The following is a 21,096-nucleotide window of genomic DNA, read 5'->3' as shown; positions in this document are numbered from 1 at the left end:
TAATGACTTTTATAACTTAGTCAAGCCCTTTTGTTAATATTTTTATTTTTTATGAATTGCATAGTTCTTTTATTGCTCTTTGTAATCTAGATAGCACTTTTTCTTTCCCAAAAAGCTTCAAAGTAATACCAATATCTGGTGACTGGCCTGAGCCAGTGATAGCTATACGCAACGGCATACCAACTTTACCCATACCAACTTCACACTGCTCTGCTGTTGATGCGACTACGTTATGCAAAGTATCTGGATCTTGCCATTGCTCCGCAGATAAAGCTTCGAAATTTTCTAAAAGCTTAATAAATATCTTGCCTGTTGTCGTTTTAACATGCTTTTTGACTGCTTTTTCATCACAGGAGATATCATCACTATAAAAGTAGCTCGATTTCTCTGTAAGCTCTACTAGAGTATCAACTTTTTCTGCCATCACAGCTACAAGCTCTTGAAGATCAGGACCATTAGCAATATCCAAACCTGCTTTGGCAAAATGATATTCAACCTCTGCTCTAATATCTTCAAAGTTAGATTCTTTAATGTAGTGCTTGTTTAACCACTTAAGCTTGTCAAAGTCAAAACGTGAAGGCGAAGCATTGATGTGCTCTAAATTAAAAGACTCTATCATCTCATTTATAGAAAAAATCTCTTGATCTCCATGCGACCACCCAAGTCTAACTAAATAGTTAAGTATAGCCTGAGGTAAATAACCATCTTCACGATATTGCATAACATTGACCGCACCATGTCGCTTAGACAACTTTGCTCCATCTGAACCAAGAATCATTGGCACATGTGCAAATACCGGAACATTAGCATTTAAAGCCTTATAAATATTAATCTGTTTAGGAGTATTATTAACATGATCATCACCACGAATAATATGCGTAATAGCCATATCAATATCATCAACAACCACACAAAAATTATATGTCGGCGAACCATCTGTCCTTTGGATAATCATATCATCAAGTTCATGATTCGAGATTGAAATTCTACCCTTTACAGCATCGTCCCAGCTGACAACACCATCTTGAGGATTTTTAAAGCGTACTACAAAACCCTCTCCTTCTTGAGGAATATAGTTTGCATCACGGCACTTACCATCGTAACCAGTTTTAAGATTATTTGCTTGTTGATGTTCTCTTAACTCATCTAATCTTTCTTTAGAACAGTTACAATAATATGCTTTACCTTCTGCTATCGATTGCTTAATAACTTCATGATATCTATCAAATCTTTTCGTTTGATAATAGATCTCTTCATCATTTTTTAGACCAAGCCAGCTCATACCATCTAAAATAGCGTCTACAGCAGCTTGCGTAGATCTCTCAAGATCTGTATCTTCGATTCTTAATAAAAACTTACCATTATTGTGTCTAGCATAAAGCCAACTAAAAAGTGCTGTACGCACCCCACCAACATGTAGAAAACCTGTTGGACTTGGTGCAAATCTTGTTGTAATCATAACAAAATACCTTGAATATAAAATTGCTTAAAGGTTAAACTAGAAACGAGCTTCTTGCAAGGGTTAAAGTAAATGATTAATAAGTGTTAGCATATCTAATCAAGATGCTATTTCTTGAAAAGAATTACTCACTACAAGATACCACCTTTTGTCATTTTGTATGGATCAACTACTTTATTAAAGTCCTCTTCAGACAAAAAATCAAGAGCTTTATTTGCCTCAACTAATGATGAGTTATTACTATCTGCATAATGCGCCATTTTAGAAGCTTTATCATAGCCTATCACAGGACTAAGAGCTGTAACAAGCATTAATGAATTTTTGAGATAAAAATCTATTTTGTTATAGTTTGGTTTCAACCCTTCTAAAAGATATTTTGTAAAGTTTACACAACTATCTGAAATAATCTTAATCGATTGAATAATATTAAAAATAATCAAGGGTTTATAGACATTCATTTCAAGATATCCTGCAGAACCACTGATACCAACAGCAACATCATAACCCATTACTTGAGCTGCAACCATTGCCATAGCTTCACATTGTGTAGGATTAACCTTTCCTGGCATAATGGATGATCCCGGCTCATTCTCAGGAATTAATAACTCATAAAACCCAGCTCTTGGACCACAGCTTAATAAGCGAATGTCATTAGCAATCTTAAATAATGAATTTGCTAAAGTTTTGAGCTGCCCCATAATCGCAACTAAAGCATCATGTGAACCTTGTACTTCAAATTTATTAGTAGCTGTAACAAATGGCAGGCTTGTAATAGTAGCAATCTGTTTCGCTACAATTTCAGCAAAGCCATTAAGTGCATTTAAGCCAGTACCAACAGCTGTTCCACCTAAAGCAAGCTGATATACATCTTTTAGAGATTATTTAATTCTTCCAATATTTTTCTCAAGTAACGCCGCATAGCCTGAAAATTCCTGTCCAAGAGTTAGTGGCACACCATCTTGCATATGAGTTCTACCAATCTTAGCGATAGCTTGCCAATCGTTGCTCTTTCTTTTTTAGATCCTCATGCATGTATTCGAGAGCTGGCAATAATTGCTTATTTATCTCAAAAGCAGTAGCAATATACATTGCACTTGGAAAGGCATCATTTGATGATTGTGACATGTTGACATCATCACTTGGATGAATAGGAGATTTACTACCCTTTTTGCCACCTAGTAGCTCAATCACCCTATTTGAAATAACCTCATTGACATTCATATTTGATTGCGTACCACTGCCGGTCATCCAAACATGAAGTGGAAAGTGATTATCAAACTAGCCAGAAATTATCTCATCACAAACTGTAACAATGATATCTCGCTTATTTGTAGGCAAAATACCTAGCTCATTATTGGTAATTGCCGCTGCTTTTTTGATAATAGCTAAAGCCTTGATAACTTCTATAGGCATCAAATCCTTGCCTATAGAAAATGCTCTATAGATCGCTGAGTTTGAGCACCCCAATAATATCTGTCATCGACTTTGACTTCTCCCATACTATCAGTCTCTATTCTATACAAAGCCATCACCCACAGTGAGTATCCTGATAAATCTAAGATAACATCAAAAACACTAAAAACAAACTTAACAAATAGCATAAATAGATCACTATTGAATTTAGCAACTAAAGAATATTAAATATTGCTTATAGGCTAATTATGGATATCTGTTGTCATGGAATTATTTGAGTTTTTGATTGATCCTAACTATAAGTTACTGTTAGTTATCCCTGTAGCAATACTCTATTATGCACTTAACTTTTTATTTGGTGAAACTGGGAAAGTAAATGTCTTTAGTCATCATAAGATAAAAGACATGGCTGAAATAATAGAGAAAATAAACTCTACAACAGACCCCATTGCTAGAGCAGCTTTGTATTTACAATTTAAAATAGATCTTAAAAACTTCCTCAAACGAGAATTTTCGATAGTTCCACCAAGGTTTAGAGATATTTATTTACTAAATAAACTTACTGAATATCTTTCTTTCCAAGAGATAAAAAAATTAAATAGACTAAAAGCCGTTGTTTTTGATAATAAAAAAGATACTTTTTATATTACTCCAAGTTCAAAGATCCTAAAGAAAGTAATTACTAGCTTTATCACATTTATATTTTTAATACTGTTAGCATTTTTAGTATTAATAGTCTTTGATAAAATTATCTATCTAAACTTTGAAATAAAAGGTAGCATAAAAATAATGAGATACTTCTATGAAACTATGATCTCAATATTCATGCTATTGATGTATATAAAAACTTTAAGATCAATTTCACTAATAATATTTCTAAAAAAAGATTTCCTAAAAATAATAGCTAAGTTACCAGAAAATTTTAACTAGAAATATACTGTAAGGGTTAATTGCTAAATAACTTTATGATGAATCTATAAATCAAAAAAACATTGTTGTATATTTTTGAATCAAATATACTAAGTTAATCTTTTGATAAAATTTTACTTTTTAATTATGAATATCGTCGAATATGCCAAAACTCGCTACACTACAAAAGCTTATGATCCAACAAAAAAGTTAAACTCTGAACAAATCCAACAAATAAAAGACTTGCTAAGATTCACTCCATCAAGTGTAAACTCACAACCATGGCATTTTATCCTAGCGACGTCTGATAAGGCAAAAGCCAAAATTTCAAAAGCTGCTGAAAATATACACCCAAAAAATGTAACAAATATTAAAGATTGTGCTTTGGCTATCGTATTTTGTCTAAAAACTGATATTGATGATAAATATCTAGAGCTACTTCTTGATCAAGAGCGTAAAGATGGTAGATTCCCTACCTCAGATTTTGAGAATATGCAAAGAGATGTACGCAAAAAATTTGCTATAGCATACAAAGACAAACCTCAAGAATTACAGATTTGGACAGAAAAGCAGCTTTACATCGCCCTTGGTAATATTCTATTAGGATTATCCACACTGAAGATAAATGCTACACCAATGGAAGGTATCGAAGCTCATATAATAGACGAAGAATTTAATCTAAGAGAAAAAGGTTATAAAACATCCGTGGTTGTAACTGTTGGTTATGCTTCAGAAGAAGGTTTTCATGCTAAATTACCAAAATCTAGACTACCAGAAGATAAGATATTTACAGAAATTTAGCTTATTACATAACCACTACAGTTTTGATAAGAATATCATTATAATTGAGAAAGCTTTTATGAAAAAAAATCTACTAAAAATCACATCTCTTGATGATATACGTAAAATTTATCATCGTAGAGTTCCTAAAATGTTTGTTGATTACTGTGAATCAGGCTCATGGCAACAAAAAACTCTAGAGTATAATCAAAAAGATTTTGATAAATACTTTTTTAAGCAAAAAATACTAACAGATATCCAACATCGATCATTAAAAACCAAAATTCTTGGACAAGAATACAGTATGCCTTTAGCATTTGCTCCAGTTGGTCTACTAGGGATGCAACATGCAGATGGCGAGATTCATGCTGCCAAAGCAGCTGAAGAATTTGGTATTCCTTTTATATTATCAACAATGTCTATATGCTCCACAGAAGAAGTAGCTAAGCATACAACAAAACCATTTTGGTTTCAGTTGTATATGATGAAAGATAGAAAGTTTATGGCAAATCTTATAGCAAGCGCAAAGCATGCTGGTTGTAGTGCCCTAGTACTAACTGCTGACCTACAAATGCTAGGTAATCGTCATGCTGATATAAAAAATGGCTTAACAGTACCTCCAAAGCCTACTCTTAAAAATCTAATTAACCTAAGTACTAAAACATATTGGTGCTTGAATATGTTAAAAACCAAAAATAGAACCTTTGGTAATATTGCAAATCACACTGAAAATAGAGGTGGCTTTGCATCTCTGGGTAAATGGACAAATGAACAATTTGATTTAAGCCTAAATTGGCATGATGTTGAATGGGTTCAGAGACAATGGAATGGTCCTATGATTATCAAAGGGATTATGGATACACAGGATGCTATTATGGCCCAAAATACTGGAGCAGATGCAATAGTGGTCTCAAATCATGGTGGTCGCCAATTAGATGAAGCACCTTCTAGTATATCCATGCTTGAAAAGATAGTTGGTGCAGTTGATACAAAGCTTGAAGTTCTAATTGATAGCGGTATTCGTAGTGGTCAAAATTTACTCAAAGCAAAAGCCCTCGGCGCTAAAGCTGGACTAATTGGTAGACCAATGGTTTATGGTCTAGGTGCTTATGGCGAGCAAGGTGCTCATAGAGTACTTGAAATTTTCTATCAAGAAATGGATAAAACCATGGCATTTTGCGGTTTCACAGATATCAATAATGTAGATAAATCTATATTAATAAAATAAAAATCATTATTAGCAATGATATCTCGTTTAAAATCTTATAATCACATGATCCAAAATCTCTATCTGATAGCTTATTTTCAGTTTAAACTACCTTTAAAGTACATTAGGTTCTAATATATGAGTATTTCACTATTTTTTAGAGATAATTCCTTAAGCTTAGATAAGCTTAAATTACCAACTCGTTACTATCATTTTAATGAAGAACAAAACTATATTAAGCTTTTAAATATCGGTGAAGGAATTTTTCCAGCAGATAGAATTTCAACAAAAATAAACTTATCAAACTCAGATATAATTATTACTACTGAGTCTGCAACGAAAGTATATCCCTCAACAAATAAGTTTGGAATAAGTAATATAAAAATAAACCTAGCTAACTCAAACATAGAATTTATAAATGATGAGTTGATTCTTTATAAAGAGTCTAAATTTTTACAATTTTTAAAACTAACAATAGATGAATCATCTACTTTCTTCTATGGAGATATCCTTAGTTACGGAAGAAGCTTTGAAAGCTTCGATTTTAATACAATAGCTATAAAAAAACTATTTTTACATAAATGGGGAAGTAGAGTATTTAGAAAAATATATAAGATCTGGAGAGCAGCTAAATGATTATATAAAAAGACATGACGCTAAAAACTCTATCTTTGCAAAAATATATTTACGCTTAAAAAATAATGAAACATTCTTAGAACATCTAAATTCTCTCAATTTAGATAGTTTTACTTTAACTATGAATAAAAAAATGATTCTTGGTGTTTTAAATGACAAAAATATGGACTCATTAAAAACCAAAGTTTTAAAAGTTTGGGAACTTTATAGAAAAGTGTTACACAAAGGTAAATTTAACTTGGGAAAACAGTAACTAAAATTATTACTAGTATTAAGGAAAAATCATGTTTTTAACAAATCGTGAACAAGAAAAACTAATGATCTATACCGCAAGTAAACTAGCCCTAGAGAGAAAGCAAAGAGGTTTAAAGCTAAATTATCATGAAGCTATAGCTATTAGTAGTTTTATAATAGAAGGTGCTAGAGAAGGAAAAAGCGTTGCCGAATTAATGGTAGCTGCTACAAAAGTGCTCACTGCTGATGATGTCATCGATGGTGTAGCTAATATGATCGAAATGGTACAAACAGAAGCAACTTTTAATGATGGCACGAAACTTATTACAGTACATAGCCTATTCAAACTAAAAATAAAGGTATAATCACTGGAGAATACATTATTGATGATGGGGAAATTGAGCTAAATTCCCAAAAGCAAAAATTTAAAATAGATGTCAAAAATAATGGCGACCGTCCGATTCAAGTAGGATCTCACTATCATTTCTTTGAAACAAACCCTGCTCTAAGTTTTGATAGAGCATCTGCTTATGGAATGCGCTTAAATATTTTAAGTGGAACATCGGTAAGATTTGAACCAGGCTCTATTAAGAAAATTGAGCTAGTAGCATACAGTGGTAAAAGATATATTAGTGGATTTAATGGTCTTGTTGAAGGATATCTTGATGACGAGAAAGTAAAAGAAAAAGCTTTCATTAATTTAGAAAAATTTTTAAAGGGGAATAAATGATAGCTTTTATCAGTAAGAAAAAATATGCCTCTATCTATGGCCTACTACTGGTGACAGATTTAGACTTGCTGACACTCAACTTATAGCAGAAATTGAGAAAGATTTTTCAATCTATGGCGAGGAGAGTAAGTTTGGTGGTGGTAAAACTATTCGAGATGGGATGAGTCAAAGCCCAACAGCTGGAAATGAAGTAGCTGATTTAATTATTACAAATGCTATAGTCATAGATTATACAGGTATTTACAAGGCCAATATTGGAGTCAAAAATGGAAAAATATCGGCTATTGGCAAAAGTGGTAATCCAAATAATTGTGATGGTATCACAAATGGACTAGAGATAGGCGCTAATACGGAGATTCTCTCAGCAGAAGGCAAGATAATAATAGCTGGAGGAATCGATTCTCATATCCACTTTATTTCTCCTGGACAAATTGATGAAGCACTTCATAGTGGCATAACAACAATGATAGGCGGTGGTACAGGTCCAAATACTGGAACAAACACAACCACTTGTACCCCAGGCGAATTCAATATACAAAAAATGATCGAATCAGTAAATGATTTTCCTTTGAACTTTGATTTCATGGGGAAAGGAAATTCTAGTAATTATGAAGCTTTAGCCTCACAAATAAAAGCAGGTGCAATGGGACTTAAACTTCATGAGGACTGGGGAAGCACACCCAAAGCTATAGATACCTGCTTAAAAGTGGCAGATGATTATGATGTCCAAGTGGCTATTCATACTGATACGTTAAATGAATCTGGTTTTGTAGAAAATACTATAAATGCATTCAAAGGAAGAACTATCCGTACTTTTCATAGTGAAGGGGCTGGTGGCAGTCATGCTCCAGATATCATAAAAGTAACTGGAATTGAAAATGTTTTACCATCTAGTACAAATCCAACCCTACCATATACCAAAAATACGATCGAAGAACATCTTGATATGCTTATGGTTTGTCATCATTTAAGCGCCAACAGCTTCTGATGTTACGAGTATTACTTCATAGCCTTGATTATGAAGGTCTGCTAGCTGTCTAACAAGTTTCTCTATACGATTAATATTTAACAAGCCTGTTTGGTGAGTTAAAGTGCTAGTACCAACTTTTATAACAACTCTCTTTACTATTTTTAGCAGATCTTTTCTTTGCATATTTTTTGATAATTTATTTATCACTTTGATCAAGTCTATACTAGCTTATAAATTTATTTAAGAAAATTGCGAATCATAATAAGAATAAAATACTAAATTTTTAAAATATTTAGATTTGCCATTCACCACTTTTGTACTTAGCAATAACCTCAAGTACAGCTGGTGCAACAAATTTTATATCATTAAAGTCAAACCACTTGATTGCTGAGATCTCAGCACATGGTCTAATCTCTTGATTAATATCAGCTGTAAAACACTCTAAAGAAACTATTGTGGTTCTATCATGATTATCTGTAGTTATATTACCCAAATAGCGCATATCATCTGTTGTTAGCTCTAGACTTAACTCTTCTTTTAGCTCTCTTACAATCGTTTGGATAGGTGTTTCATCTTGCTCGATTTTACCACCTGCTTGATACCAAATAGTATTATCGCGAGTCTTAGTCAAAAGAATTTTATTATCTTTGATAGCTACAAATGCTGCTGCATAAATCATTAATTTACTTCCCTAACCATTTAAATGACTTTTTAAGAAAGTCTACAGCATTTATTTCAATATTTTTACCATGAGCGACAATTATTCTCTCAGGTCGTCAAGCTAAGATTCTCTCAAAACACTCTCGAGCCTGCTTCTTACCGAAAAAGAAAGACATTCTCCAATCTATAAGAGTTTTACCATTTGGGGCGACTATACCTGATAACTTTACTATCAAACCCTTAAATCCTGTAAAGTAGTTCTCATCAAAATTCTCTATAAGATCTATAAGTATCAAAGCTTTAGAAAGCTTATGAAAGAACACAACCTCTTGCATTACCCTACTACCTTTAAATATTAGCTGGTCAATTTCATCTTGCCACTCAGGTTCTGGAGAATCTTTTAAATCAGCAGTAAAGTTAATATCTTTTCTTTTGTCTCTAAGCCCAGGCGATGCATATATCTTAGCATCAGGAAAAATCTTTGCCCAATCTTGCAAAAACAAATGGTGAATTTTATTCGGTGATATTAAAAATTTTACATTACCAATCTCAGATACCTGTGAGATTAACTCAGAATCAGCCTTAACTGGTGAATGAATAAATAAATCGTTATCCTCAAGTCTTATAATCGTCATTCTTGTAGTATACGGAAGACCAAAAAAAGGAACTGCTCCGCCATCTACAACCCAAATATTTTCAGCAAGTTGATTCAACATAGTTTTATGCTAAACAATGTAAAATACAATGGGGCAACGCATATTGAATAAAATATAAAACAGCAACGGTAGCTATCATCGTTATTATCAAAAACTTTTTATTTTCATTAAATACAGCAAAAATAATACTAAGAACTCCGAAATCTTAATAGCTCCATATATTGACATCCAAACAAAGCCATAATACTTTAGAACACTATAAACATATTCTGATGCTGCGAAGCTTACTGCTAAATAGCCAACAAAAAGACCGGCAACAAACCAAAATATTGCCATAAATAAGTTTTTTCAAAATATAGTCAAGCAATACATATGCTTTTTTCATACTTACAAATTCTCAATCTATAATGCAAATAAAATTGTTTTGAGATTAAACTAGAAATTTGATGGTTTCAAGATAGTTATTCAATAAGAGCTTACAAAAATACGAAAAAGACTAAAAACTAATAAATATCCCAACACACAAACATTCTTGGACGATTTAGTCAAAGTAAAAAATGTCGCAGATAGTGAATATAACTCTTTGTTTGTTGATAAACTAGATAATCTCATCCTAAAGGTCAAAATTTTCGGCTTTCATTTTGCTAAATTGGATATTCGCCAAAATGCCAAAATACATAATCAGTTTTTTAATGAACTTTTTAGTGATAAATTTAAACTAGATGATCTTCGAGCTATCCCTTACGGTGCTGCTTGGACACAAATGAGACAGAATATCTTGGCATTTTATGGCTTAGGAACAGCTATAAGTACCGTAGTGACAAAAGATAACAACAATCTAACCGCACTACAAAAAATATATAAACGCTCTCTTATAATCAAAGGAATATTTGATAATGCCCTACAAAGTATTGCTCAAACAAACTTCAATATTACAAAGCATATAAGTAAAGATCCTAAATACAGTGCATTTTGGCAACAACTATTTGTTGAGCATCAGTTAGCTAAAAAGTATTTGTTAGCTGTAACTGAAAAGGATGAAAATTTCTTGCATGCAAATCCTGTCAAAGAGAGATCTATCAAAATGAGAGATGATATAACTCTACCTTTGGTTATATTGCAACAATATGCGTTAGACTGCTTAAGAAAAAATCCTAATCATAAGCATAAAAAGCTTCTGAAAACTATAATCAAAAAATCTCTAGCAGCTAATATAAATGCTAATCAAAATTCTATATAGAAATTATAAAAAGTACTGGTTACTTAAATTCTCCTAAGTATAAGAGAGTGCCTCAGTAACCCGCCCTTCTGAAGCCATTGAATACTAAACTTTGGATTCTTTTTACTTTTATATGCTTGATATATCTCATATAACCCCTGCGCCTCAAGTAGTGATATATTAATATCAGGATCTAGTTCAGCATGCTCAATAAAATCATCTGTAAAATCAGAAGCTATTACTAAAACTTGTGTTACGTTTTTCCATATTGTTCACACAACTTTACATATGATTTTGTTTGTCTAGCAATTGATGAATATCTGCTATATCCACCTCCCTTATGCGTTTTCATCTCTCCAATTATCACATCATCATCACTTGTTGATATTATAAATCAACTTTGTCTTTAACTGTATTAATTTCTTTTCTTAACTCTTCATCAACATTAAGTCCAAGTTGCTCTAGTATACTTCTAGTTGCCTCTTCAAACTTAGTTCCTATTTCAGCTTCACTTAAGCTTAAACCTTTGGCATTTAATGCGTTAATATCTCTATTAGCCAACAAATTATAATTCTCTATTAACTTATCAGGACATCATTAAAACTACCTATAATATTAGCTCTAATATTTCCTCTATTACTCAAACTAAAATACTTAGCAATCTCTTTTATATCATGATTATCAACAATATAAAGAATATCATATGGTGTTATTGATAGTTGTCTTAGTTTATTAGAATCAATTTTTTCAACATCCTCAATTTCAAATTTTTTTCTTATTAAATTTAAAAAAAGAGTCTTCAGACCTATGTTTATTGAAAAATTCATTTATTTTTTCAAGAAATGCATCATAACCAGCCGAGCTAAGTATATTTGACTCAATTTTAGATATTCTTTAGACTATCAATTATAATATTTATTCTGGAATCTACAGTAGTTCCCATAACCTTAGTATCAATACTTAAATCCTCAATTAATATTTTGAGTCTTTCTTTTCTCTCATTCTGGGTAACATCATCATTAAACATATATAAAGAAAGTATTTTTCTAATATCCAATCCAAGATGAACAATATTATTGATCTTGCTAGTTCTCTCAATTCCTCTTATTTTTTGGTTTTGACTTTTTAGTATATTTGATAGCTCTGCATCAGTTAAGGATCTGAGTATCCTTATCAGATATTTATCAGAAATAGATTTCCCTTTAATCTCATTTAATATTTCAACAGTTTCATCTGCTACATATATAGTCTGTTCCTTATTTTTTATAAAAATAATACCGAAACTTATTAACTCATTTAAATAATCTAAAATTGAGTGCTACTTATCACAAGGTCTTATCATATACTCAATAACTACTTTATCATCATTATTTATATTAAGCTTGCTAGATAAAACATTAAGAATACATCTTTCATCATCATTTATTTTCGGCTCTTGGTTATTTCTAATATCATTATTATAAGCCTCGCTAAGATAGGAGTAATATATGTGCATCTTCTCTTCATATTCAGAAAAGCTGTCGCTGTCTCTCTCTATAATCGATAATTCTTTTGCCTTTTGCTGTAGTCTCTCTAAATCTTTATAGTACAGAGTTTCCATCTCTACTTAAAATATCTGTAAGTATGCTTATACTAGGATTTATATAGGATAGTCTTTCAAGAAGAAATCTATGAAAATAAGATTTTGACTCTTTAAATAATGCTACTATTTCATTATTTGTTGCCTGTTTAATTTGATTATACTGTTTTGATATATTATTTTCTTGGATAATATTATCAATCACATTAATAAACTTATTTTTCTCTACCTGATTCAAATTTGACAACACATTTTCTAATTTCACAAAAATCTCCTTAAATGACTAATACTAATTATCCTAAAAACTCTTTCTTCTCTAAAGTTTTAGCATATAACTCTTGATACTTAGCTAACTTTTCTTGCTCTGCAGCAACTACTGCTTCTGGAGCATTTAAGACAAATCTTTCATTAGAAAGTTTCTTTTGTACTCTATCAACTTCGCCTTTTAGCTTGTCTAGCTCTTTATCCAATCTTGCTTTTTCAGCATCAATATCAACCAAACCTGCTAACGGAATATTTAACTCAAGCCCTTCGACAATCTGTGATAAAGATGTTGGTGGATTATCATTAAACTCAATATTACTTACTCTTGCTAGAGCCTTTATAAATCCTTCTGTTTGAGCAAGATATTCTTTGTCTGTATCTGCGACATCTTTAACAATTAAAGAAATCTCTAAAGATGGTTTGATACCTACTTCACTACGCATATTACGTAGAGTTGTAACAACATTTTGTAGCCATACGATAGCTTTTTCAGCTTCTGGAGCTTCTAAAGCTTGAGTAGATACAGGATAAGATACATCCATAATTGTATCTTTAGCATCATTTAAATGTGCTTTTAACTGCTGATAAATACTCTCAGTAATAAATGGTATAAGAGGATGTGCTAAAGCAAGGATATTCTCTAGAACTTTAGTAAGAGTATATTTAACTCCATTTTTTTGTTGCTCAGATAGTGAATCATCTTTTAGAGCAACTTTTGCAAACTCAACATACCAGTCACAATAGTTATTCCATACAAGATCATAAATAGTGTTTGCTACTAAATCAAAACGATAGTTAACAAGATGTCTATGTACATCAGCAGTAGCAGTGTTTAACACACTCAAAATCCACTTATCAGCCACACCTAACTCATAGTTACCACAAACTTTATAATCATCAAGGTTCATCATCACAAATCTTGAAGCATTCCAAAGCTTGTTACAGAAGTTACGATAGCCTTCTACCCTAGCAGTATCGAAACTGATATCACGCGATGTAGAAGCTAATGCCGCATAAGTAAATCTCACCGCATCAGCACCATACGCGCTGATACCTTCAGGAAATTCTTTTTTAGTCGCTTTCTCAATTTTAGCTTTCATCTGTGGTTGCATTAGACCAGTAGTTCTCTTTTTCAGAAGCTCATCTAATGATATACCATCTATCAAATCTACAGGATCTAAAACATTGCCTTTAGATTTAGACATTTTTTGACCTTCGCTATCGCGGATAAGACCAGTGATATAAATATCTCTAAATGGCACATCATTCATAAAGTACATACCAAACATCATCATTCTAGCTACCCAGAAGAAGATAATATCAAAACCAGTTACAAGTACGCTTGTTGGATAGTATTTTGCTAACTCAGGAGTTTTCTCAGGCCAACCTAGTGTACTAAATGGCCACAATGCAGATGAGAACCAAGTATCAAATACATCTTCGTCTTGTTTGATAGCGATATCATTAGCCAAATTATATTTAGCTCTAACATCTGCTTCATCTTCGCCGACATAAGCATTACCTGCTTCATCATACCAAGCTGGGATTCTATGACCCCACCATAACTGACGAGATACACACCAGTCTTGAATATCTCTTATCCACGCAAAATAAGTATTTTTCCAATTATCCGGAACAAACCTTACATTGCCCTTTTCAACCGCTTCAATCGCTGGTTTTGCAAGCACATCAGCTTTAACAAACCATTGTTTAGTTAGATATGGCTCAAGAATTTCTCTAGTTCTATCTCCAGTTGGCACTTTTAGCGCATGTGGTTCTATCTTATCTAAAAGACCTAGTTCATCCATATCAGCGACTATTTGCTTACGTGCTTCAAATCTGTCTAAGCCTTGATATTTTGATGGCACATTTGTATTTAATGTCGCATCATCAGTTAAAATATTTAGCATTGGCAAATCATGTCTTTTACCCATTTCATAATCATTAAAGTCATGAGCAGGAGTGATCTTTACACATCCTGTACCAAAATCTTTCTCAACATAATCATCAGCGATAATTGGAATTTGTCTATCTGTAAGTGGTAGATTTATCATCTTACCAACTAAGTGAGTGTATCTTTCATCTTCTGGATGCACTGCGACCGCCATATCACCAAGCATTGTCTCAGGACGAGTTGTTGCAATTATAATCTTCTCATCACTATCAGCTACCTGATATACGAAATGCCAAAGAGAACTTTGCTTATCTACTTGAGCAACCTCAAGATCTGAAACAGCTGTCTTTAGTTTAGGATCCCAGTTTACTAACCTCTCACCGCGATATGCTAAACCATCTTCGTATAGTTTGATAAAGCACTTCTTAACTGCATCAGATAAGCCATCATCCATTGTAAATCTCTCACGATTCCAATCTGGAGAAGCTCCTATTCTACGCATCTGTGATGTAATAATGCCTCCTGATAGCTCTTTCCATTCCCAAACCTTGCTTACGAAATTCTCACGTCCTAAATCATGTCTTGAGATACCTTGAGCATTTAACTGTCTCTCTACAACCATTTGTGTAGCAATACCCGCATGATCAGTACCAGGTTGCCAAAGCGTATCTTTGCCAGACATACGATTATAACGGATCAAAATATCCATCAATGACATCTGGAAACCATGTCCCATATGCAAAGTACCTGTTACATTCGGTGGTGGTAGCATGATTGTATAAGTATCTTTTGAATTTGAGTTACCACATGCAAACTTACCTGAAGCTTCCCAATTTTGATAATTAGACTGTTCGATTTCTTTTGGATTATAGTTTTTATTCATCTCTTGAGTCATTTATAATGCCTAAATGTATAAGTTTATAGAAAAAATTAACACTGATAATTTTAACAAAGTTCTTTAGAAAGTACTATTAGTCACTAGTTAAATAATACTAAGGTTTATCATCAATAAGCTAGCTATGTCCGATAACAACACTAACTCTCTTTGGTAGTAGTTATTTCTAAATTTGAGTTCTTATAGTAAACATACTTCTTACGCGAAGCCTGCAAAGCTCTTTCTTCCTGATAAACAAACTCTTTTAACTCTTTGATTTTTACTCGTTGAGGATCAACTACTACTTCCATAATATTAATCAAAACATCATAACCTGAAGTGATAAATAAATTATCTGTGATAAGAATCAGAATATTTTTATATTGATTATATTCTCTAGCAGCTATAGCACAATGATGCGGTATAAAAGAATCTTGACCATCTTGCCACAAATCATTATCAAGTTGTTTTGCAATACCTGTAGGAGCAAGAACTGCTATTGTTTTGCGCTCGCTATACTCTTTGATAATTGTAGCAATCAACACTTTTAGCATTTGGTTAATATCTGGCGTTTGTAAAACTCTAAACTCTACTTTCATCACAAATATTACACTCCAAAAATCACAATTTAGCTATCTATCAAAATACACAACCATAATAATACAAATAGAATCTATAGACAAATGACTAGATACTATTTATCTACTGAGTCTGACTTTATAAAGACTCCTAAAGTATAACTATTAGTCCTAAAATCATCATAACTAGTATACGAAGAAAGCTCCACTTTATCAGCTGATTCTAGCCTTAGTATATAATATCCTTTCGACCAATCAATATCATAACTAGCAATAGCCGATACCTCTTTTTTAGATGCTACACTATCTCCATATAACACTAGTTTATACGGTCCAATATCACAAAATGTTGGTGAACAATTTCCCTTTAGACTAATCAAAGGATTACCTTTAGCATCGGCAGTTATTTCAAATTTAACTATGGATCGAGTGTTTTTATCCACATTAGTCCAAGTCCCGAGAAAATTAGAATAATCTAACTTTTATCTTTTGCATAAAGACTAAAAGGTAGTAGCACTAGAGTTAAACAAACTATTAACTTAAATCCATGAAACATATCTTGTATCCCTTAGTTAAATCATGCTTAGTTATTGTACCTAAATACTGATTTTAATTTACTGATAAAGTCACCACCTAAGACAAAAAAACTAGCCATAAAAATAATATCCCCACTGAACAAGATAAGCATCATATTTAGTTACCCAACTTGATTAATTTTATCAAAAATAAGTATCATCTCAAGTAATAATGTTAGATATACTAAGCTAGCGAAGAACATTACTAAACCAATCCTATGCCTTGTACGACCAATCAGCTTCTGTGTTGTAAAAGCTGATTTAAAAATTGTCTTAATCACTGACTTTATCGTATCAATTATTACTTTACCTAAAAGCATAACTGATATCAGAAAGATTCCCTCTGCACTAACAAGTAAAACTGATGAGATCGCCAAATAGCTAGATGTAGATAACCCTAAAAAAAGGCATTATGCAAAAAACCACAATATAAGGCACAAATGATAAGATAAATAACAACAATCCTAAATAATATTTCCAATCTTTTGTCATGTTAGCTACCCGTGCTTAATTAATGACTCTTGTATAGCAATCTTTAATGCTTTAGTAGCATCATTAGTGCTCATACTAGGTATATCGGCTTTATTTACAACTTGCTGTGGTGCATATGGCACATGTATAAATCCAACTACCTTATTAGGATATGTCTCTAGCAAGTGATATATTACATGATTACAAACATATGTTTCCGCACTATTAGATATATATGCCGGAATACCCTGCGCTTGGATTACATCTTGGATTTGATAAATTGGTAACTTAGAGAAATAAGCATTATCACCATTTGTTGATATTTTGACATCCTTAGGCTGATAGCCATCATTATCTGCAATCCTAGCGTCATCGACATTTATGCTACTCTTTCGATAGAGATTGCTGCTCTACCTCCAGCTTCGCCAATTGCAATAACCACATCAGGATTATATTCTTTGATTAACTTATCTAGCTCATTAACAGAGCCTTTGAATGTAACCGGAATTTGTCTTTTAATAACCTTAACACCTTCAATAGAGTCTGGAAGCTGTTTAACTGCTTGCCAAGATGGATTTATCTTTTCTCCACCAAAAGGACTAAAACCAGTTACAAGAACAGCTTGTAAATTCACTGAAACAGCAAAAGTCAAAAATATAAATATACTTATTTCATGATCCCTACATATTCATACAAACCTTTAACTAGTGTATTAGATTTAGTATTTTTTGTTGTACTCTTAATTAAACTTAACAGTTCTTGGTAATTACTAAAACTTTTTCCTGCATATATACTTGCATTTAACGACTTTAATTGCTCTTTTAATTGTGGGAATATCTCGGCAACCTCTAATAATGAAAAGAGTTGCTTATCACTTTTTGTATTAGCCCAACCAATTATAGCTTTTTGAAGCTGTATATTATCTTTATTAACACATGCTTTTTTAATATCTTTTATGCTTGCAGGATTTTTATCATCTGTAACAAACTTTTCTTCAGTTATATTTTTAGCTTTTCGAGTTAGTTTACACTTTATGAGTAGCATAAATGTAATCAGCCATAATACAAAAAGCCCTATAGCCACATTCCGCCAAAAAGTATCCTCAACAACCTTTTTTATAACTTGTGGTGTAGCCTGACTATTTGCATTAAAACTTGTACTTGGTATAGCACCTTTTTTGACATCAAATGTTTTCGCAGCTATTGTCGCAAGCTGTGATTTACTATTATCAATATCGAACCATTTTAATATAATAGCAGGAACTGTCGTTTTACCTTGCTTAATAGGCATATAACCAATCTTGTAAGTCGCTGTACTTATTAGCTGACCACCTTGCTCAACATCCTCAAGTACTGGCTTTTCAGGATAAACATTAAAAGCATCCGAAGATTTAAATTCTAATTTAGGAATATCTTCACTTAAGACTCCTTTTGCCTTAATAGTTACAGTCCTAGTTAGTAGCTCGCCCTCTTTCAAAGTATCTCCTGCTGACCAGTTATCACTAATTTTAACATCTGATGCAGGGAACCAATCTTTAATAGCGATTTTCTCAGGAATTGGCTTAACTCTTAAGAATTTAGCATCGGTAGAGAAGCTCTTGACCCGAGTCTTGACCCGAGTTCCTAACTGACCAAATGTATTAGGAATAGTCGCTTGCATTGCGATAGCTGGGATAGCAATAGTTCCTGTTCTATGTGGAATTATCAAAAAACTTTCTTCAACAACATCATACATTTTACCATTAATGCGTTTTTGATAAGTTCTTCTATGATTGGTTTGTTTTATTTCAGAGTTTTTTATATCAAAATTTCTGGGATTTAGACTCAAAATAGGTGTCGAATAATACAGCTTCAGAGTATACAACACAGGCACATTAACATAAGTTTCGCTTGTAGCTAGTGTTCCTATAGCAAATATATCCTGATAATTACTTGCTTCTTCGCTTGAGAGTTTTTTATCTACTTTTATAGAGATTGGTTTTGTTGACTGATTACCAACCTCAATTGCAGGTATTGTCAAATTACCCGATCTATTTGGCATAAGCGTGACAATCATCTCAAATTGTGAGCTTGATTTACCATTTATAACAGTAGTCTTACTACTGGTACTAGTGTTATAAACTGTAAAATCCTTATCTAAAACATCTAAATCAGGTTGGGTGTCAAAATCATCTAGATGGAGTATTAGCTCAAAAGTTTCTCCATACTCAAGATGAGTATTATCCACACTAGCTGTGACATTAGCATAACTAATATTCAATCCAGCGATTAACAGCAAAAGCATACTTACTAATTTTAATAATTTAGTTCTCACGCTTATCTCCTATCATCCTCTGGTAGTCACGCGCAAATTTATTTCTAAGAAGTCCCCCTGGATTATCATTTATCACAGCTAGAAGCTTATTCGCCTCTTTGTCATTTAGTTCTTGTTGGCGCTGATCTGCAGTATCTGATTGCTCAGGATTATCTTTATTATCTTTATTATCTTTATTATCTTTATTATCTTTATTATCTTTATTATCTTTATTATCTTTATTATCTTTATTATCTTTATTATCTTTATTATCTTTATTATCTTTATTATCTTTATTATCTTGAGAATTCTGCTGATTATCTTTTTGCTTATCTAGCTCTTTAGCTACTTCTAAGTTGTTTTTTGCATCTGCAAAATCTGGCCTTTTTTGTATAGCTTTTGTATATGCATCTATAGCTTTCTTGTATTCGCCCATATGCGTTAAGGCATTACCCTGATTATACAACCCTTTAGCTGAATCATCTTTTTTAAACTCTTGATATGCGTTCTGATAGTCTCCAGCCTTATAGTATGAAGAACCTTTCCAATTACTATTTTCAAAAGCTTCAGCCGCCTTTTTTGCATTACCACTATCATAATAGTTCATACCTTGTTGATCTCTTGTTTGCCATAAATCATTCCACTTATTCGAAAAACAAAAACATGGTAATAATAACAAAGCAAATATTAATCTTCTTAGCGACATATTCTCTCCAAAATACCTCTTCTAAAAAATAGCAAACTCATAGCTACCAGTAACCAAATAAAATAAATCCCCTCATCTTGCCAAAAGATATTTGCCGACTTTTTATCTGATTTCTTTTTACCATTACCTTGTGTATCTGATAATAACTTTTTAACATCAGTATTATTAGCAGTTAAAGTCTCTAATTTTCCAGATCCAGCTTTTGCTAATGCTTCAAGTTGATTCATATCTATACCAAAATACTGGATATTGCCTCCATCATCTTTTATATAATTACCCTTGTCATCTTTAGCGATACCCCCCTTCGGAGTTCCTATTGCATATACATCAGTATCTATACCTTGCTCTGCTAACTGTTTTGCTTTAGCGATGGTATCAGCTGATGGTGTTGAATCTGTTATCAAAATTATCTGACCTTTTTTTGCACCAGCCTGAGTGATTAACTGAGCAGATTTTTCTATAGCTTTATAGATATTATTACCCTGCACAGGCACGATATCTGAATTAATAACAGGGACAAGGTTCTCAACAGTATTTGCATCAGATGTTAATGGCGAGACAACAAATGGCTCACTTGAAAATACTATCATCCCAACCTGACCTTCTTTTATTCTACGCAAAATATCCAAAGTCTTATATTTTGCCCTCTCAAGTCTAGTTGGAGAAACATCTGTAGTATCCATAGATTGTGAAACATCTAAAGCAATAACTCGCGAAACATTTTCTTGATATACCGGCACATCTTTATATTTCCATGTAGGACCTGCTAATGCTAGCACAGATACAATCCACAAGCACAAAAATAAAAATGGTACTAATGACTGTTTAGTTTTTGACTGCTTACCTACAACTATATGCTCTAATAAATGACTATCACAATACTTAGCCCAACTATTTGCTTGTGAGAAACTTCTAAAAAGTAAAATAACAAAAACTACAATAGGCACTAATGCTAACAGCCACAACGGACGCAGAAAATGAAAATCCATA

The 21,096-nt window shown here is 32.5% G+C and carries 19 protein-coding genes and 5 pseudogenes; 8 read left to right on the top strand and 16 right to left on the bottom strand.

Annotated elements, in window-relative coordinates; translation table 11 throughout:
- Positions 1-49: 49 nt before the first annotated feature.
- Both gltX and fumC read right to left on the bottom strand, forming a co-directional pair.
- On the bottom strand, positions 50-1,459 hold the full coding sequence (gltX, locus tag FNO12_RS01020) for a glutamate--tRNA ligase (RefSeq protein WP_014714315.1): 1,410 nt from the start codon (positions 1,457-1,459) through the stop codon (positions 50-52).
- Positions 1,460-1,590: 131 nt separating this feature from the next.
- Positions 1,591-2,982, bottom strand: a pseudogene (gene fumC, locus FNO12_RS01015) (class II fumarate hydratase).
- Positions 2,983-3,136: 154 nt separating this feature from the next.
- Here fumC and FNO12_RS01010 point away from each other — a divergent pair.
- The 7 genes from FNO12_RS01010 to FNO12_RS00980 all read left to right on the top strand — a co-directional run bounded on the left by FNO12_RS01010 (position 3,137) and on the right by FNO12_RS00980 (position 8,356).
- Positions 3,137-3,802 carry a hypothetical protein gene (locus FNO12_RS01010; protein WP_014714314.1) on the top strand — a complete coding sequence of 222 codons (666 nt, stop codon included), beginning with the start codon at positions 3,137-3,139 and terminating at the stop codon, positions 3,800-3,802.
- 126 nt (positions 3,803-3,928) lie between these two features.
- Complete coding sequence (gene nfsB, locus FNO12_RS01005) at positions 3,929-4,582, top strand: oxygen-insensitive NAD(P)H nitroreductase (protein ID WP_014714313.1); 654 nt, start codon at positions 3,929-3,931, stop codon at positions 4,580-4,582.
- Positions 4,583-4,640: 58 nt separating this feature from the next.
- Positions 4,641-5,789, top strand: coding sequence for an alpha-hydroxy acid oxidase (locus tag FNO12_RS01000; RefSeq protein ID WP_014714312.1), 1,149 nt, complete (start codon positions 4,641-4,643; stop codon positions 5,787-5,789).
- A 117-nt stretch (positions 5,790-5,906) separates the two neighbouring features.
- Positions 5,907-6,404, top strand: a complete 498-nt coding sequence (locus FNO12_RS00995; RefSeq protein WP_014714311.1) for an urease accessory protein UreD — start codon at positions 5,907-5,909, stop codon at positions 6,402-6,404.
- Between the two features lie 284 nt (positions 6,405-6,688).
- The gene (locus FNO12_RS00990) at positions 6,689-7,003 is read left to right on the top strand and encodes an urease subunit gamma (RefSeq protein ID WP_014714310.1); all 315 of its coding nucleotides are present in this window, start codon (positions 6,689-6,691) and stop codon (positions 7,001-7,003) included.
- Complete coding sequence (locus FNO12_RS00985) at positions 6,979-7,368, top strand: urease subunit beta (protein WP_437438074.1); 390 nt, start codon at positions 6,979-6,981, stop codon at positions 7,366-7,368. The genes FNO12_RS00990 and FNO12_RS00985 overlap by 25 nt, the downstream gene beginning before the upstream one ends.
- 22 nt (positions 7,369-7,390) lie before the next feature.
- Positions 7,391-8,356, top strand: coding sequence for an urease subunit alpha (locus FNO12_RS00980; RefSeq protein ID WP_148663976.1), 966 nt, complete (start codon positions 7,391-7,393; stop codon positions 8,354-8,356).
- Here the strand turns inward: FNO12_RS00980 and FNO12_RS00975 are convergent.
- The 4 genes from FNO12_RS00975 to FNO12_RS00960 all read right to left on the bottom strand — a co-directional run bounded on the left by FNO12_RS00975 (position 8,336) and on the right by FNO12_RS00960 (position 9,990).
- Positions 8,336-8,521: an amino acid kinase family protein gene (locus FNO12_RS00975; RefSeq protein WP_048349207.1), complete on the bottom strand. Its 186-nt coding sequence runs from the start codon at positions 8,519-8,521 to the stop codon at positions 8,336-8,338. The genes FNO12_RS00980 and FNO12_RS00975 overlap by 21 nt on opposite strands.
- Before the next feature lie 109 nt (positions 8,522-8,630).
- Complete coding sequence (locus tag FNO12_RS00970; RefSeq protein ID WP_014714306.1) at positions 8,631-9,017, bottom strand: NUDIX hydrolase; 387 nt, start codon at positions 9,015-9,017, stop codon at positions 8,631-8,633.
- Positions 9,018-9,114: 97 nt separating this feature from the next.
- On the bottom strand, positions 9,115-9,714 hold the full coding sequence (locus FNO12_RS00965; RefSeq protein ID WP_014714305.1) for a DUF4336 domain-containing protein: 600 nt from the start codon (positions 9,712-9,714) through the stop codon (positions 9,115-9,117).
- 87 nt (positions 9,715-9,801) lie between these two features.
- Positions 9,802-9,990 (bottom strand): hypothetical protein, encoded by a 189-nt coding sequence (locus tag FNO12_RS00960; RefSeq protein WP_014714304.1) that lies wholly within the window; start codon positions 9,988-9,990, stop codon positions 9,802-9,804.
- Between the two features lie 196 nt (positions 9,991-10,186).
- On the opposite strand from FNO12_RS00960, the gene FNO12_RS00955 reads away from it, so the two are divergent.
- Positions 10,187-10,894 carry a phosphoenolpyruvate carboxylase gene (locus FNO12_RS00955; protein ID WP_014714303.1) on the top strand — a complete coding sequence of 236 codons (708 nt, stop codon included), beginning with the start codon at positions 10,187-10,189 and terminating at the stop codon, positions 10,892-10,894.
- Positions 10,895-10,946: 52 nt separating this feature from the next.
- Here FNO12_RS00955 and FNO12_RS00950 read toward each other — a convergent pair.
- The 10 genes and pseudogenes from FNO12_RS00950 to FNO12_RS00905 form a co-directional block, all read right to left on the bottom strand.
- Positions 10,947-11,816 (bottom strand): annotated as a pseudogene (locus FNO12_RS00950) (normocyte-binding protein 1).
- An 81-nt stretch (positions 11,817-11,897) separates the two neighbouring features.
- Positions 11,898-12,717 (bottom strand): annotated as a pseudogene (locus FNO12_RS11435) (hypothetical protein); the annotation flags it as partial.
- Positions 12,718-12,745: 28 nt separating this feature from the next.
- Entirely contained in the window at positions 12,746-15,505 is a 2,760-nt protein-coding gene (locus tag FNO12_RS00940; RefSeq protein WP_014714299.1) for a valine--tRNA ligase, read from the bottom strand.
- Positions 15,506-15,645: 140 nt separating this feature from the next.
- Positions 15,646-16,083, bottom strand: coding sequence for a DNA polymerase III subunit chi (locus FNO12_RS00935; protein WP_014714298.1), 438 nt, complete (start codon positions 16,081-16,083; stop codon positions 15,646-15,648).
- A 95-nt stretch (positions 16,084-16,178) separates the two neighbouring features.
- A complete protein-coding gene (locus FNO12_RS00930) occupies positions 16,179-16,505 on the bottom strand; it encodes a hypothetical protein (protein WP_014714297.1) in 327 nt (108 codons plus the stop codon).
- Positions 16,506-16,645: 140 nt separating this feature from the next.
- Positions 16,646-17,129: pseudogene (locus FNO12_RS00925) on the bottom strand (transporter suffix domain-containing protein).
- Positions 17,130-17,134: 5 nt separating this feature from the next.
- Positions 17,135-17,778: pseudogene (gene pcp, locus FNO12_RS00920) on the bottom strand (pyroglutamyl-peptidase I).
- Positions 17,775-19,421: a BatD family protein gene (locus tag FNO12_RS00915; RefSeq protein WP_014714295.1), complete on the bottom strand. Its 1,647-nt coding sequence runs from the start codon at positions 19,419-19,421 to the stop codon at positions 17,775-17,777. Before FNO12_RS00915 ends, pcp begins: the two are co-directional and overlap by 4 nt.
- Positions 19,411-20,106 (bottom strand): tetratricopeptide repeat protein, encoded by a 696-nt coding sequence (locus FNO12_RS00910; protein ID WP_048349401.1) that lies wholly within the window; start codon positions 20,104-20,106, stop codon positions 19,411-19,413. Before FNO12_RS00910 ends, FNO12_RS00915 begins: the two co-directional genes overlap by 11 nt.
- Positions 20,097-21,095 (bottom strand): vWA domain-containing protein, encoded by a 999-nt coding sequence (locus FNO12_RS00905; protein ID WP_014714293.1) that lies wholly within the window; start codon positions 21,093-21,095, stop codon positions 20,097-20,099. Before FNO12_RS00905 ends, FNO12_RS00910 begins: the two co-directional genes overlap by 10 nt.
- Position 21,096: the final 1 nt, after the last annotated feature.

Source organism: Francisella orientalis FNO12 (assembly GCF_001042525.2).
Taxonomy (GTDB): Bacteria; Pseudomonadota; Gammaproteobacteria; order Francisellales; family Francisellaceae; genus Francisella; species Francisella orientalis.
Note: the sequence above shows the minus strand (reverse complement) of the source record. Positions and strands in the feature narration are given on the sequence as shown.

What these genes read in the sequence shown, in the direction of transcription:
- gltX (WP_014714315.1), bottom strand. Translation starts at nt 1,459, where the DNA reads ATGATTACAACAAGATTTGCACCAAGTCCAACAGGTTTTCTACATGTT.
- FNO12_RS01010 (WP_014714314.1), top strand. Translation starts at nt 3,137, where the DNA reads ATGGAATTATTTGAGTTTTTGATTGATCCTAACTATAAGTTACTGTTA.
- nfsB (WP_014714313.1), top strand. Translation starts at nt 3,929, where the DNA reads ATGAATATCGTCGAATATGCCAAAACTCGCTACACTACAAAAGCTTAT.
- FNO12_RS01000 (WP_014714312.1), top strand. Translation starts at nt 4,641, where the DNA reads ATGAAAAAAAATCTACTAAAAATCACATCTCTTGATGATATACGTAAA.
- FNO12_RS00995 (WP_014714311.1), top strand. Translation starts at nt 5,907, where the DNA reads ATGAGTATTTCACTATTTTTTAGAGATAATTCCTTAAGCTTAGATAAG.
- FNO12_RS00990 (WP_014714310.1), top strand. Translation starts at nt 6,689, where the DNA reads ATGTTTTTAACAAATCGTGAACAAGAAAAACTAATGATCTATACCGCA.
- FNO12_RS00975 (WP_048349207.1), bottom strand. Translation starts at nt 8,521, where the DNA reads ATGCAAAGAAAAGATCTGCTAAAAATAGTAAAGAGAGTTGTTATAAAA.
- FNO12_RS00970 (WP_014714306.1), bottom strand. Translation starts at nt 9,017, where the DNA reads ATGATTTATGCAGCAGCATTTGTAGCTATCAAAGATAATAAAATTCTT.
- FNO12_RS00965 (WP_014714305.1), bottom strand. Translation starts at nt 9,714, where the DNA reads ATGTTGAATCAACTTGCTGAAAATATTTGGGTTGTAGATGGCGGAGCA.
- FNO12_RS00960 (WP_014714304.1), bottom strand. Translation starts at nt 9,990, where the DNA reads ATGGCAATATTTTGGTTTGTTGCCGGTCTTTTTGTTGGCTATTTAGCA.
- FNO12_RS00940 (WP_014714299.1), bottom strand. Translation starts at nt 15,505, where the DNA reads ATGACTCAAGAGATGAATAAAAACTATAATCCAAAAGAAATCGAACAG.
- FNO12_RS00935 (WP_014714298.1), bottom strand. Translation starts at nt 16,083, where the DNA reads ATGAAAGTAGAGTTTAGAGTTTTACAAACGCCAGATATTAACCAAATG.
- FNO12_RS00910 (WP_048349401.1), bottom strand. Translation starts at nt 20,106, where the DNA reads ATGTCGCTAAGAAGATTAATATTTGCTTTGTTATTATTACCATGTTTT.
- FNO12_RS00905 (WP_014714293.1), bottom strand. Translation starts at nt 21,095, where the DNA reads ATGGATTTTCATTTTCTGCGTCCGTTGTGGCTGTTAGCATTAGTGCCT.